We start from the raw sequence: 13291 nt of genomic DNA on the forward strand, positions 1-13291 counted from the left end.
TTCCCCTTTCAGGTCAAGTCAATTACGCTGTTCGTCCGGCAAGCTGAACAGCCAGTTTGGCGGCCCCGATGGCCCCGGCCTTATTTCCAAGCTCCGCGAGCTTGAGACTGATATGCTTGTTATTTAGACTTAAGCGCTGCTGCAGTCCGGACCAATCTATCGATTTCGAATCAGCGAGACCGCCTCCAAGGATGATCGCTTCCGGATCAAGGCTGTTTTGGATGTTATGGAGAGCCACGGCCAAATGATCGAGATACCGGTTTAAAACCTCGCTGACCGTTTTATTTCCTTCTATATAATGGGCCATCACTTCCTGCCCTGAAGCATAGGCAGTTCCGCAGGCTTCCGAAGCAAGAGCGGCCAGCGCGCTCCCCGACAAATACTGTTCCATGCAGCCTCTTTGGCCGCAATTGCATGGACGTCCGCCCGGAATCAGCACAACATGGCCCCATTCGCCTCCGCTCCAGTGGGCTCCGTGTTGGAGCTTCCCGCCGATCAGGTTGGCTCCCCCAACGCCTGTTCCAAGGGTGAGCATCACGACGTCGGAATATCCTCTTCCTGCACCTAGCCACCACTCCCCAAGCAGTGCGGCATTGGCATCATTGTCCACAGCGGCTGGAATACCGTATTTGTCCTGTGCCCAATCCTTCAGACGCAATCCCTGCCAACCCGGCAAATTGTCCGTGGCATACACGACCTTGCCCTCTTCCGCATTCACCCTGCCTGCGGTTCCGATTCCGATTGCCTCAACCTTTTCATCCTCGATCAGCCGGTCTAGCACCTCGGCCACCCTGGCCAAAATATGCTCTCTTCCTAATGAAGCATCCGTGCGAACGCGGTATTCCGCCGAAATGACGCCGTGCTCTTGCTCCACTACAACGCCTTTAACGGTCGTTCCTCCAATATCGATGCCGATTACCTTCATGGCCCGCCCCCCTGTCAGGAATCAATAGATTTTATCGATAACGGCACGGGCGGTTTTCTCTTTCATCGTTTTCGTCTTCTCCAGATCTTTCAGCGACAGCCCTTCACAGATCAAATCGATCACAAACAGCTGCGAGATCTTCGCTGTAATCGAACCGCCCTCAAGCGGAGACTCTTTGCCGGCTGTGAGCAGCACAATATCGGCAATCCCCGTAATTGGCGATTTGGCATAATTGGTGATGGCGATCACTTTGGCCCCGTTGTTCTTGGCTTTGGCCAAAATTTCATTGGTATCCTTGGTACTGCCGGATACGCTAAAGCCAACCGCCACATCTCCATCCTCCAGCAGCACGGCGCTCATAGCCTGAATATGGCTGTCTGTCGTTGCGTCGGACCGCCTGCCCACGCGCAGAAACCGGTTTTTCGCATCGAGAGCCGTAATGCCGGAAGCCCCGACGCCAAAAAATTGAATGTGGCGGGCTTGATCTATAAGATCGATGGCCGCTTGAAGTTTGTTCTTGTCAAGGAGACTCAGACTGACCTGCAAAACCTCGACAGCGTTGTTGCATACCTTTTCCGTGAAATCAATTTCTTTTCCCGCCAGCGCGGCGGAGTCTGCTTTCTTCATCGACTGGCTTTGGGCTAAAGCTAACCGAAACTCCTGATAACCCTTAAACCGGATTTTTCGACAAAACCGAATGACGGTCGTTTCGCCGACATTGGAAGCTTCGGCAAGCTCTGTGACCGAATAATACAGCACTTTATCCGCATAATCCAGCACATGTCTGGCCACTTTCTGCTCGGATTTGGTCAAAGACGGATAGAAGCTGGTGATTTCAGCCATTAAATCCATGCACATGCTGCCCCTTTCTGATTTTTGCTGCATATCGTTCCGTAATAAGCTGAGGCCTGGTTATGGCTGAACCAACCACAACGGCATGCGCCCCGGCATTGAGCATAAGTAGAGCTTCGTCAGGCGTAGAAATTTTTCCTTCCGCTATGACCGGAATGTGAAGCTTGCCAACAGCTTCCTTGACCAGCGCAAAGTCGGGGCCCGGTTCCTGACGGGAGTACGGCGTATATCCCGATAGAGTGGTGGATACACAGTCCGCACCGAGCTCCTCGGCAACCAGCGCCTCCTCCAAAGTAGAGATATCGGCCATAACCAACTGCCCTTGTTTCTTCAAATACTGGATCAAATCCTTTAGCGCCTCTCCTCCCGGTCTGGTCCGATTCGTTGCGTCAAGCGCAATAATATCGATCCCCACCGCAAGCAATTCGTTGATTTCCTTCATAGTTGGAGTAATAAAAATATCACTGTCTTTATAGTCCCTCTTTATGATACCGATGATCGGCAGTTTGGTCATCCGTTTAATGGCCTCAATGTCCTGCACGCTATTGGCGCGAATTCCGACAGCTCCTCCGATTTCAGCAGCTTTGGACATTTTGGCCATTGTATCGGCTCCGTACAGCGGTTCACCCTCTAACGCCTGACACGAAACGATCAACCCTTTTTGAATCGTGCTGAAGAACGGATGGCTCATCATGTGTCTTACCTCCTCTATCGAACAGCAGCGTTTTGTCATGAAGAAGGCTCGCCATCAAGCAAGACCTTCTATTTCTCTGTCTCTTTCTTTTTTCTGCAATTTCGTCCGCAGACCAACCTCAAACATACGGCTCCATGGCATATAAACGTCTTCTATCACTACCCGGTAGGTTTCATCATTGATATGTGTTTCGACAAAACGCTCCAGTTCTTCCTTAACGGCTTCTGCAGCCTTCCCCCGCTGTCCGTCAACCCTAAAGTAATCCATGCCGAGCATCGGCAATTTGTGTTCTTTAATATATTGACGCACGTAGGAGCAGTAGCCCGCATCTTCTGTATAACGCAGCGATAAGAAATTCAAATGCTGCTCGGTCTCTCCATAAATATGGTATATCATACCTTGCGCTATGCATGTTCCCAGCGTATTGGAACTTGTATTCCAACCGGCATAACCTGCAAGCCGGAACAGCAGTTTCTTTTGTCTCAACAATTCAACCAGATTCTTGTCCGAGCCGTTTGCAAAACCAATGTCCGCTACGATGCAAGGCTTCCCCAATTCCCCCGCACAAAAATCAGCCATTTCCACCAGCTCCGCCAGATTGCGAAAAACCTGATATCCGACATTCGGATGATTTTGCGAAACGCTCTCCATCATGGTTTCTCCCGGTGAATTGATGAACAGGACAAGATCGGCTTCTGATATCGACGAACAAATCAGCCCGCCCGCCGCCAAAATCTGATATTTCACACTTTCATATAATGGCCGGTCTTCATAAAGAGGCGTAATGAACGGACCTTGCAAGCTTGAGAAGCGCGGATAAACGAGCGGCCTTTGGCCTTTGAAGTGATTGATCATGCGTGCCAGCAGCGTACATCCTACCTCATCCGCACCAGGATACATATAAATCTTCAAATCCAGTTTGGCCTCCGCAATGGCTTCGCGCACTTGTTGCTGGTCCAGCGTCGTTAATCCAAAGGGAGCCGAATCATCCTGGGGAACAATCATGAAATCAATCGTTCCGTCCTGAACGAGCTTGACGGCCTGTTTGTTTATTTCAATATTGATCCTCCGCCGATGCAAATAGTCATTCAGAACAGACAGCGGCAGTTTGTCGTCTATATCCGCTTTCTCCAGTTTCTCTTCCTCTGTTGCAATTCCAAGCTGCTGCCGGTGGCCAATATAGCCCTGCCTGAATATTTCCCGGCCCCAGTCCTTGTAATAATCAGGCTCTTCATCGTCGCTCGAATATTGAGGGCAGCGCATGATCAAACTGAGCGCATATAGGCGGAGCGAAGGGTTCGCCTCCTTCAACTTTTGCAATCTGTTCAATTTGTCCAAGCACTGCTCAGTGGAGAGATCATGAAGACGGGAAGGAATAATCCCGCCATATACCAATGTATCTAACGATATAACGGCTCCGGCCGCATCCTTCACTTCGCTGAGCAGCCATTCCCATAATTGTTCAGTATTGGCCGGCTGTTTCTTGGCTCCCATCATGGAAAGCGGCGGCGCAGCCATTGTAAAGCCCGTTCCCTCCGAAAGCGCGGCAGGAAAATAATAATTGCAGGGCCGTTCATCCAAAGGAATATAAACGATTTTCGTCATTGCTTTTACCTCCGGCGGATATAAAATTTCTGAATTCATGAACCGGCATCAGCCCTTAATCGCTCCGGATATGCCTTCCATATAGTAACGCTGCGTAAATAAAAAGATGATAATAATCGGAAGCACCGATATCATCGTGCCTGCGGCAATCCAGCCGAAGTTGTAAGAGAACTGGCCGTTCAAATACGTTAATGCGGCTGCCAGCGGATATTTGGAAGGGTCGTCGAGAACCACGATCGGCCACAAAAAATTGTTCCAGAAGGCCATAACCTCAAGCAGGGCAATCACGGCAATACCCGGCTTGACGAGCGGCATAATAATCTGCCAGAATATTCTGAACTCGGAAGCGCCATCTATTTTACCTGAATCCCGCATATCGGAAGGAATGCCCATAAAAGTCTGCCGCATCAGAAAAATATTAAAAACCGACACAGCCGCAGGCAGTACTACACCTATAAAAGAATTGCTGAGGTGAAAGGCCTGAATCGTCAAATAATGGACGATCATAGCCGTCGAGGATGGAATAATCATCGTCGAGATCAGCAGGCCAAAAACAAGATTTCTTCCTCTGAACCGAAAACAGGCCAGCGGATAAGCCGTTAGACTGGAAAAGAAAATATTGGTCACTACGCCCAGCAGGGTAATGATGACCGTGTTGCCGATATACTTGGGGAAGTTCATAAACTTCCACACGTTGGTATAGTTATCGAAGGCGATAAATGTCGGAAAAATGGCTGGCGGCGTGGAAAACACATTTTTACCGGGCATAAGCGAAACGCTGAGCAACCATAGAAAAGGCCCCATCATAAATAAAGCAAAAGCGATTAACAACAAGTAAATAATGATATAACGGATAACCTTCACCGTTCGATTCATTCCATGCGTCGCTTCCATCAGTAAGGATTGACACCGCCTTTCCTGTTGAACACAAATACGCCGATACTCAGGGCACCGATAATCACGCTGACGATAAGCCCCAGTGCTGATGCATAACCGAAATTGAACTGCTCCAAACCTTTTTGAAAAATGTACAGGCTTGACGTCAGAGTCGCTGTTCCCGGACCGCCTTTGGTTAAAATATATACCTCATCAAACACCCGAATCGCTCCCATGAGTGAAATCAGAGAACAAAACAGGATGTGAGGTCTGAGCAGCGGAATCGTTATGCTCCAGATGAGTCGAAGCGAACCGGCTCCATCCACTTTCGCAGCTTCATACAGATCGGAAGGAATCCCCTGCAATCCGGCCAAATAGAGCATCATATAATAACCGAGGCCTTTCCACATCGTGATAAACATCAGTACATAAAGCGCTGTTCGGCTATCGGATAGCCAGGACACCTGTTCGCTGATCAAACCTCCTTTCATCAGCAGGTAATTAACGACGCCGTTATTGCCGAGCAGCCAGCTCCAGATGAGCGCTACAGCCACCATCGAAGTAACGACCGGAATGTAATAAGCCGTCCGAAACAATTTGACGCCGGGAAGCCGGCGGTTAACCAGAATGGCCAGTAAAATGGAGGCGATCTGGATGAACGGGACGACGATTACATAAGTCAGCGAATTTAATAAAGAGATGATAAAATCCCGGTCACGAAAGGCCTCTGCAAAATTAGCAAACCCGACATTGTGGGTTTCGGAGATGACGGAATAATTGGTGAAGGAAAGCGGTATTCCATATATAATCGGCCAGAATACAAATATGGAGATCAGAAGCAACCCCGGGAGCATAAAATACCAAGCTGCAGCCGACTCGGACTTGAACCATTTCATCAACGCATTCCTCCCAGACACCTCAAAACTTAGGGAGGGACAAAGCCCTCCGCTAATGAGGCGAATTCCTGTACTTTACTGTTTATTCAAGATGTCGTTGACTTCTTTCTCAACTGCGTCTAAAGTCTTTTGGGTATCGGCTCCATTAAGCAGAATTTCTTGCAACCCTTTGCCTATGGCCTTGCCAATGTCCGATGAATTCGGTACGCCGACCAGGTAATCAACCGCTTTGTCGAGACTCTGGGCTGAAGCGATTTTGGCCTGCGATTCCAATGTGTTGTCCGATTGGGAGAAGAACGGATCTTCAATCGACTTCTTCGTAGAAGGTAGGGTATTGGCGATTTTGGAGAAAGACGTTTGATTATCCGCGTTCGTGATCAATGCTGCGAATTGTACGGCTTCCTTCACATGCTTCGATTTCTGCGGAACGACCAGGTTCATGGAATTGGACAGGCGTATATTCGCTTTGCCGGTCGGCAGTGAAACTGCAATGGTGTTCTTATAGACATCCGGCGCTGAGGTTTTCAGGAAGTTGATAAATGCAGGACTCGACAATTCAAAAGCAACTTGCTCTGAAGAATAATACTGGATTTGCTTATCGAATTTGGCATCGTCTTTGATCAAGACACCATCGGCAATTTGCTGTTTAAGATTGTTGATCATCTCTACCGTCTCGGCAGTATTAAAAGCTGCCGACTTCTTGTCATCCGAAAGGATCGGAATTCCCTCAATCGGGAGCAGGTTATAAGCAAACTGTTGAGCATATCCGGCCTTGCCTGTCTTTTCCTTGATCTGTTTGCCCCATTCAATCATTTCCGATCTTGTTTTGGGCGGGCTTGCTGGATCAAGACCGGCTTCCTTCACAATTTTAGTGTTCATGTACAGCACCTGCGTTCCGGTGTACCAAGGAAGGGCGTAGGCTTTACCATCCAATACGGTAGAGTTGAAAATGCCGTCGAAATAGGAAGCCTTCTCTTCCGGGGTTAAGTATTCATTAAAATCTGCAAGTGCTCCCTTGCTTCCCATTTGACTTGCAAATTCGGTATTTAAATTGACGACATCTGGACTGTTGCCGCTGGCGATGCTGGTTAACAATTTCTGCGAAATCGAGTCATAGGGCAAGTCCTTCCACTCGACAGTTACATTTGGATTTTGCTGCTGATATTGAGCAATAAGGTTATTGAAATAGTCGTTGAATTTTGGCTGCAGTGCAATGGTCCAAAATTCAAGTTTCACTTTTTCAGCCGAGCTTTCGGCTGGAGGGTTTGAGCTGCTTCCTTGTTCTTTTGAATTTGCACTCGAATTTGATTTTCCACACCCTGCCATCAAACTCATGCCAAATACAAGGATTAACATTAAACTGAATAACCGTTTAGTCTTCAATGCCATCAAAAACACCCTTTCATTGAGATTTTGAATTCTCTACTGCCTTAAAACCTAATTACAGAATCTGCGCTCAACTCTGGAGCACTACTAGGATGTAATGTTTCATGACACGGAAAACACTTTTTAAAACGGTAGCCCTACCCTTTCGTTCTTCTTGTTTGGTACTTTCGACTTAACTGAAGGAATTTCCCTCTCTTGCATTCCTGTCTTCCCCCTTTCTGTTTGTTATTGAGTCTACTATAACTCTTTTTGAAGATTATATCCATAATTTTTAATATTTTGGAGGATAAATCCTTTTTTATTGTTTCCATACTCATTTTTTTGATCTATACTTAACTGAAAGGATGTTAACTTACTTGTCATCATTTTGGGGAGGGATTGATCGATGGAACGTGTACAAATGATCAGACCGGGATTCTTTTCTCCGCTTCAAGCTGCGGCGGATGCAAGTCGTACTGAATTTGACATCAAAAATGAGTGCCTTCTCGTTAAGAAGACGCCGATCCGCTTTGTATTCTTCGGGGATTCCATCACCCAGCGTTGGGAATTGAATACTTTTTTTCAATCGGAAAAAGGGATTTTCGTCAATCGGGGAATTGGTGGAGATGTAGCTGAATTTGGAGCGAGACGGTTTGAGGCCGACGCTTTGCAGCTTCGTCCGCAGCATGTGGTTTTATTGATCGGAGTCAATGATACCTTCAAACTGGAAGCGTCCATGCTTCCCAGCCGCAAAGGATGGAGCATCGAGGAGGTTGTAAATCTAGTTATAAGAAATATAGTGAACATGGTTCAGCAAGCTGCCGACTATCAGCAATCTCTTGTTCTCTGCTCGTTATTACCAACGGATCTCGTTCGAACGGAAATGCGGGCCGAGCGAAACCGAGCTATCGTTGAAATCAACAAGCACCTGAAAACAATAGCATCCAGTGCCGGATGCATCTTTGTCGATTATCATTCCAGCTTTGTGAATCACGACGGGTTCACTCTACGTCCGGACTTTTCAGACGACGGCATCCATCCGCACTCTGCCGGATATACGAAAATGGCGGAAATTCTCCGCGATACACTCCTCCATGCTGGAGTTGAGATTTAAAAAAAACAAGAAAAGACCATCCCGAGTTTAACCCGGGATGGTCTCTGCGTTTCGTTTACAGCACGTCGTTACTATTCACAGCACACTGTTGCATTATAGAAAATAAGGTTCAATCAACCTTATTATTTGGAGATTGTGGATACGGAACCTGCACCTACTGTACGTCCGCCTTCACGAATAGAGAACTTCGTTCCTTCTTCGATCGCGATTGGGGAGATCAAGGATACAGTAACCGTGATGTTGTCGCCAGGCATAACCATTTCAGTACCTTCTGGCAGGTTGATTACACCAGTTACGTCCGTTGTACGGAAGTAGAACTGTGGACGGTAGCCTGTGAAGAAAGGTTTGTGACGTCCGCCTTCTTCTTTAGTCAGAACGTATACTTGAGCTTCGAACTCAGTGTGTGGTTTAACGGAAGCTGGCTTAGCCAATACTTGACCACGTTCGATTTCTTTACGGTCAACACCGCGAAGCAGTGCGCCGATGTTGTCACCAGCTTGAGCGGAATCCAGCAATTTGCGGAACATTTCAACGCCTGTAACAACGGATTTCTTAGTTTCTTCGTGAATACCTACGATTTCGATTTCATCGCCGACTTTAACCGTACCGCGTTCTACACGACCTGTAGCAACGGTACCGCGACCAGTGATGGAGAATACGTCCTCGACAGGCATCAGGAACGGCTTGTCAGTTTCACGCTCTGGCAATGGGATGTATTCGTCGATGATTTCGAACATTTCAACGATTTTCTTAGCCCAATCGCCGTCTGGGTTTTGCAGCGCTTCACGAGCGGAACCTTGAATGATTGGAGTGTCGTCACCAGGGAACTCATATTCGCTCAGCAAGTCACGAACTTCCATTTCAACCAGTTCCAGAAGCTCTTCGTCTTCAACCATGTCGCATTTGTTCAGGAATACAACGATGTAAGGAACGCCTACTTGGCGGGACAACAGGATGTGTTCGCGAGTTTGCGGCATTGGGCCGTCAGCTGCGGATACAACCAGGATTGCGCCGTCCATTTGAGCAGCACCAGTGATCATGTTTTTAACATAGTCGGCGTGCCCTGGGCAGTCAACGTGTGCATAGTGACGGCTAGGAGTTTCATATTCAACGTGAGCGGTGGAGATGGTGATACCGCGTTCGCGTTCTTCTGGAGCTTTGTCAATTTGGTCGAATGCTACTGCAGCACCACCGTAAGTTTTGGACAATACAGTTGTGATTGCAGCAGTCAGCGTAGTTTTACCGTGGTCGACGTGACCGATAGTACCGATGTTAACGTGCGGTTTAGTACGTTCATATTTAGCCTTAGCCATTTTAAACATTTCCTCCTTAATAATTGGGTTTGTTATGTTAGGCCGAGGAGGAATCACCGCAAATGTTGTACGGCAATTCCCGCATCAGCAGATAAAACGATTATTCTCCGCCTTTGTTCTTGGAAGCAATTTCGTCGGCGATGTTCTTTGGAACTTCTTCGTAGTGGGAAAGTTCCATCGAGAACACACCGCGTCCTTGCGTACCGGAACGGAGTGTCGTGGAGTAACCGAACATTTCAGAGAGAGGTACTTTCGCACGGATAATTTGAGTACCACCACGGGAATCCATACCTTCGATCCGTCCACGGCGGGAGTTCAGCATACCCATAACGTCGCCCATGTACTCTTCTGGAACCGTTACTTCAACTTTCATGATTGGCTCAAGCAGAACCGGTCTACATTTGTCCTTGGCAGCTTTAAGCGCCATCGAACCGGCGATCTTAAACGCCATTTCACTGGAGTCGACATCATGGTAAGAACCGTCAACGATTGTAGCTTTAACGTCCACAACCGGGAAGCCGGCGAGAACACCGTTCTTCATCGCTTCTTCGATACCTTGTTGTGCCGGTCCAATGTATTCTCTAGGCACGGCACCGCCGACGATCTTGCTGTCGAACTGGTTGCCTGTTCCTGCTTCGAGCGGTTCGAACTCTACCCAAACGTGACCGTATTGACCACGACCACCAGACTGACGAACGAACTTACCTTCAACGCGTCCTGGAGCCGTAAAGGTTTCGCGGTAAGCAACCTGCGGTTTACCCACGTTGGTTTCTACCTTGAATTCACGGCGCATACGGTCGATGATAATGTCCAGATGGAGCTCACCCATACCTGCCAGAATGGTTTGACCCGTTTCTTCGTTCGTATGAGCACGAAGCGTAGGATCTTCTTCTGTCAGTTTGCTGAGCGCAACGCCCATCTTGTCTTGGTCGGCTTTAGTCTTAGGTTCAACGGCGATTTCGATAACCGGATCAGGGAAGTTCATGGACTCCAGAATAACCGGATTCTTCTCATCACACAGTGTATCACCTGTGCCTGTATCTTTCAAACCAACGGCCGCCGCAATGTCACCGGAGTAAACTTCGCTGATTTCCTGACGGCTGTTCGCGTGCATTTGAAGAATACGCCCGATCCGTTCGCGTTTGCCTTTAGTTGCATTCAATACGTAAGAACCGGATTGCAAAATACCGGAGTATACGCGGAAGAATGTCAATTTACCCACATAAGGGTCTGTCATGATTTTGAACGCCAGGGCCGCGAACGGCTCTTCGTCGGAAGAGTGGCGTTCCACTTCTTCGCCGTCTTCAAGATGACCTTTAATAGAAGGCACATCGACAGGTGCCGGCAGGTAATCAACGACAGCGTCCAGCATCAGCTGAACCCCTTTGTTGCGGTAAGAGGAACCGCAGATAACAGGGAAGATTTTAACTTCTACAACACCCTTACGGAGAGCTGCTTTCAGTTCATCAACCGTGATCTCCTCGCCTTCGAGGTATTTCATGGTCAAATCTTCGTCAAGTTCTGCAACTTTCTCAACCAGTTCGGAGCGAAGCTCTTCAACCTGGCTGAGGAATTCTTCCGGAATCTCGGTTTCTTCGATATTTTGTCCCAGATCGTCTTTGTACATATAAGCTTTCTGACTCACAATATCGATGATACCAACGAAGTCGTTCTCTGCACCGATCGGCAGCTGGATCGCAACTGCATTCGCTTGCAAACGATCACGCATATCCTTAACAACGTTAAGGAAGTCGGCACCGATGATGTCCATTTTGTTTACATAAGCGATCCGGGGAACGCCGTAACGGTCAGCCTGTCTCCATACGGTTTCAGACTGAGGCTCAACGCCTTCCTTCGCACTGAAAACGCCTACTGCCCCGTCCAATACACGCAGGGAACGTTCAACCTCAACAGTGAAGTCGACGTGTCCCGGAGTATCGATGATATTGATGCGGTGACCTTTCCATTGAGCGGTAGTTGCAGCGGAAGTAATCGTAATCCCGCGCTCCTGTTCCTGCTCCATCCAGTCCATCGTTGCAGCACCTTCGTGAACTTCCCCGATTTTGTGCGTACGGCCTGTGTAGAACAGAATACGTTCAGTGGTAGTGGTCTTACCGGCGTCAATATGCGCCATGATACCGATGTTACGTGTATTTTTCAAGGAGAACTCTCTTGCCATGAATGTGTCTCCCTTCAAAATAGAAGTATTTGATTACAAGCTGAATCCTACCAGCGGTAGTGAGCAAACGCTTTGTTCGCTTCAGCCATTTTGTGCGTGTCTTCACGCTTCTTAACGGAAGCACCTGTGTTATTGGATGCGTCGATGATCTCGGCAGCCAAACGTTCTTCCATTGTTTTCTCACCGCGGTTGCGGGAGTAGTTGACAAGCCAACGTAATCCAAGGGATGTACGTCTTTCAGGTTTAACTTCGATCGGCACCTGGTAGTTGGCACCACCAACCCGGCGAGCTTTAACCTCCAGAACTGGCATGATATTCTTCAGCGCTGCTTCAAACACTTCCATTGGATCATTGCCCGTACGTTCTTGAATCAGTTTGAACGAATTGTACAGGATGCTTTGCGCAACCCCGCGTTTACCGTCGATCATGATGCGGTTGATCAGGCGAGTAACAAGCTTGCTGTTGTACACCGGATCCGGCAACACGTCTCTTTTTGCAACAGGACCTTTGCGTGGCATGGATATCCCCCTTTCAGTAAATTTCTTTCATAGTTCAGGTACATAGATACCCTATTATTTTTTGGCTTTAGGACGCTTAGCTCCGTATTTGGAACGAGCTTGCATACGGTTGTTAACGCCTGCAGTATCCAAAGCTCCACGTACGATATGGTAACGTACACCTGGCAAGTCTTTAACCCGGCCACCGCGAATCAGCACAACACTGTGCTCTTGCAGGTTATGACCGATACCTGGAATGTAAGCCGTCACCTCTACACGGTTCGTCAAACGAACACGGGCATATTTACGAAGCGCGGAGTTCGGTTTCTTAGGAGTCATTGTACCTACACGAGTGCAGACACCGCGTTTTTGCGGAGAGCTCAGATCCGTTGCTTCACGTTTCAAAGCGTTGAAACCGCGTTGCAATGCAGGTGATTTGGATTTTACCACTTTAGCTTGACGTCCTTTGCGGACGAGCTGGTTAATAGTTGGCATGTTGTTGCCACCCCCTTCCTAGTATTAAAAGCTGTCTCTTTATAAACCTCATTTTTAAGCCCACAGATCCAGGCGGTTCATAAAAGAACAAAGGAAAAGTTTTTGCCGGAAGGATTCCCCCTTAAGCAAAAACAGTTCAATCCATTATTGTCTTACAATCGCAGCCATTGCCGCACCCACTTCGATACCGCATGCCTTGCCCAGATTCTTCATCGTATCGACATAAGTAATCTTGACGGATGCTTCATTGCAAAGTGCAACAACTTTTGATGTAATCCGCGGATCTGCATCCTGCGCCACATAGACTTCTTCGGCGAGTCCCAAACTGACCATTCTCATCGTCTGTTTGGTGCCGATCTTGACACGAGCATCCTGTAGTCCGTGGTCATTAGACATGTTTAATCCTCCAAAGAAAGACAGGAGTTTCTCGTACTCACGCACTTTGTTATATTATCACTTAGCCTAATCAATGTCAAGAAA

General features: G+C 48.0%; 13 protein-coding genes. 1 reads left to right on the forward strand and 12 read right to left on the reverse strand.

The window, feature by feature from the left end:
- Window positions 1-22 precede the first annotated feature (22 nt).
- The 7 genes from K7397_RS15145 to K7397_RS15175 all read right to left on the reverse strand — a co-directional run bounded on the left by K7397_RS15145 (window position 23) and on the right by K7397_RS15175 (window position 7084).
- Window positions 23-925: an ROK family protein gene (locus K7397_RS15145; protein WP_223068776.1), complete on the reverse strand. Its 903-nt coding sequence runs from the start codon at window positions 923-925 to the stop codon at window positions 23-25.
- Window positions 926-946: 21 nt separating this feature from the next.
- Window positions 947-1777, reverse strand: a complete 831-nt coding sequence (locus K7397_RS15150) for a MurR/RpiR family transcriptional regulator (protein ID WP_223068777.1) — start codon at window positions 1775-1777, stop codon at window positions 947-949.
- Window positions 1761-2471: an N-acetylmannosamine-6-phosphate 2-epimerase gene (locus K7397_RS15155; RefSeq protein ID WP_237690948.1), complete on the reverse strand. Its 711-nt coding sequence runs from the start codon at window positions 2469-2471 to the stop codon at window positions 1761-1763. Before K7397_RS15155 ends, K7397_RS15150 begins: the two co-directional genes overlap by 17 nt.
- A 54-nt stretch (window positions 2472-2525) precedes the next feature.
- Window positions 2526-4076 carry a DUF4127 family protein gene (locus tag K7397_RS15160; protein ID WP_237690949.1) on the reverse strand — a complete coding sequence of 517 codons (1551 nt, stop codon included), beginning with the start codon at window positions 4074-4076 and terminating at the stop codon, window positions 2526-2528.
- Window positions 4077-4124: 48 nt separating this feature from the next.
- A complete protein-coding gene (locus K7397_RS15165; RefSeq protein WP_237690950.1) occupies window positions 4125-4952 on the reverse strand; it encodes a carbohydrate ABC transporter permease in 828 nt (275 codons plus the stop codon).
- Between the two features lie 17 nt (window positions 4953-4969).
- Complete coding sequence (locus K7397_RS15170) at window positions 4970-5848, reverse strand: carbohydrate ABC transporter permease (RefSeq protein ID WP_237690951.1); 879 nt, start codon at window positions 5846-5848, stop codon at window positions 4970-4972.
- Between the two features lie 75 nt (window positions 5849-5923).
- Window positions 5924-7084: an extracellular solute-binding protein gene (locus tag K7397_RS15175; protein ID WP_337926739.1), complete on the reverse strand. Its 1161-nt coding sequence runs from the start codon at window positions 7082-7084 to the stop codon at window positions 5924-5926.
- 535 nt (window positions 7085-7619) lie between these two features.
- On the opposite strand from K7397_RS15175, the gene K7397_RS15180 reads away from it, so the two are divergent.
- Entirely contained in the window at window positions 7620-8327 is a 708-nt protein-coding gene (locus K7397_RS15180) for an SGNH/GDSL hydrolase family protein (RefSeq protein ID WP_223068781.1), read from the forward strand.
- A 122-nt stretch (window positions 8328-8449) separates the two neighbouring features.
- Here K7397_RS15180 and tuf read toward each other — a convergent pair whose 3' ends face one another.
- The 5 genes from tuf to K7397_RS15205 all read right to left on the reverse strand — a co-directional run bounded on the left by tuf (window position 8450) and on the right by K7397_RS15205 (window position 13207).
- The gene (gene tuf / locus K7397_RS15185) at window positions 8450-9640 is read right to left on the reverse strand and encodes an elongation factor Tu (RefSeq protein ID WP_223068782.1); all 1191 of its coding nucleotides are present in this window, start codon (window positions 9638-9640) and stop codon (window positions 8450-8452) included.
- 100 nt (window positions 9641-9740) lie between these two features.
- The gene (gene fusA, locus K7397_RS15190; protein ID WP_223068783.1) at window positions 9741-11819 is read right to left on the reverse strand and encodes an elongation factor G; all 2079 of its coding nucleotides are present in this window, start codon (window positions 11817-11819) and stop codon (window positions 9741-9743) included.
- Window positions 11820-11866: 47 nt separating this feature from the next.
- A complete protein-coding gene (gene rpsG / locus K7397_RS15195; RefSeq protein ID WP_223068784.1) occupies window positions 11867-12337 on the reverse strand; it encodes a 30S ribosomal protein S7 in 471 nt (156 codons plus the stop codon).
- A gap of 54 nt (window positions 12338-12391) precedes the next feature.
- The gene (rpsL, locus tag K7397_RS15200; protein WP_223068785.1) at window positions 12392-12811 is read right to left on the reverse strand and encodes a 30S ribosomal protein S12; all 420 of its coding nucleotides are present in this window, start codon (window positions 12809-12811) and stop codon (window positions 12392-12394) included.
- Between the two features lie 144 nt (window positions 12812-12955).
- On the reverse strand, window positions 12956-13207 hold the full coding sequence (locus K7397_RS15205; protein WP_223068786.1) for a ribosomal L7Ae/L30e/S12e/Gadd45 family protein: 252 nt from the start codon (window positions 13205-13207) through the stop codon (window positions 12956-12958).
- Window positions 13208-13291 lie beyond the last annotated feature (84 nt).

This window comes from Paenibacillus caui (genome assembly GCF_019904135.1).
In the GTDB taxonomy this organism is placed as follows: domain Bacteria; phylum Bacillota; class Bacilli; order Paenibacillales; family Paenibacillaceae; genus Fontibacillus; species Fontibacillus caui.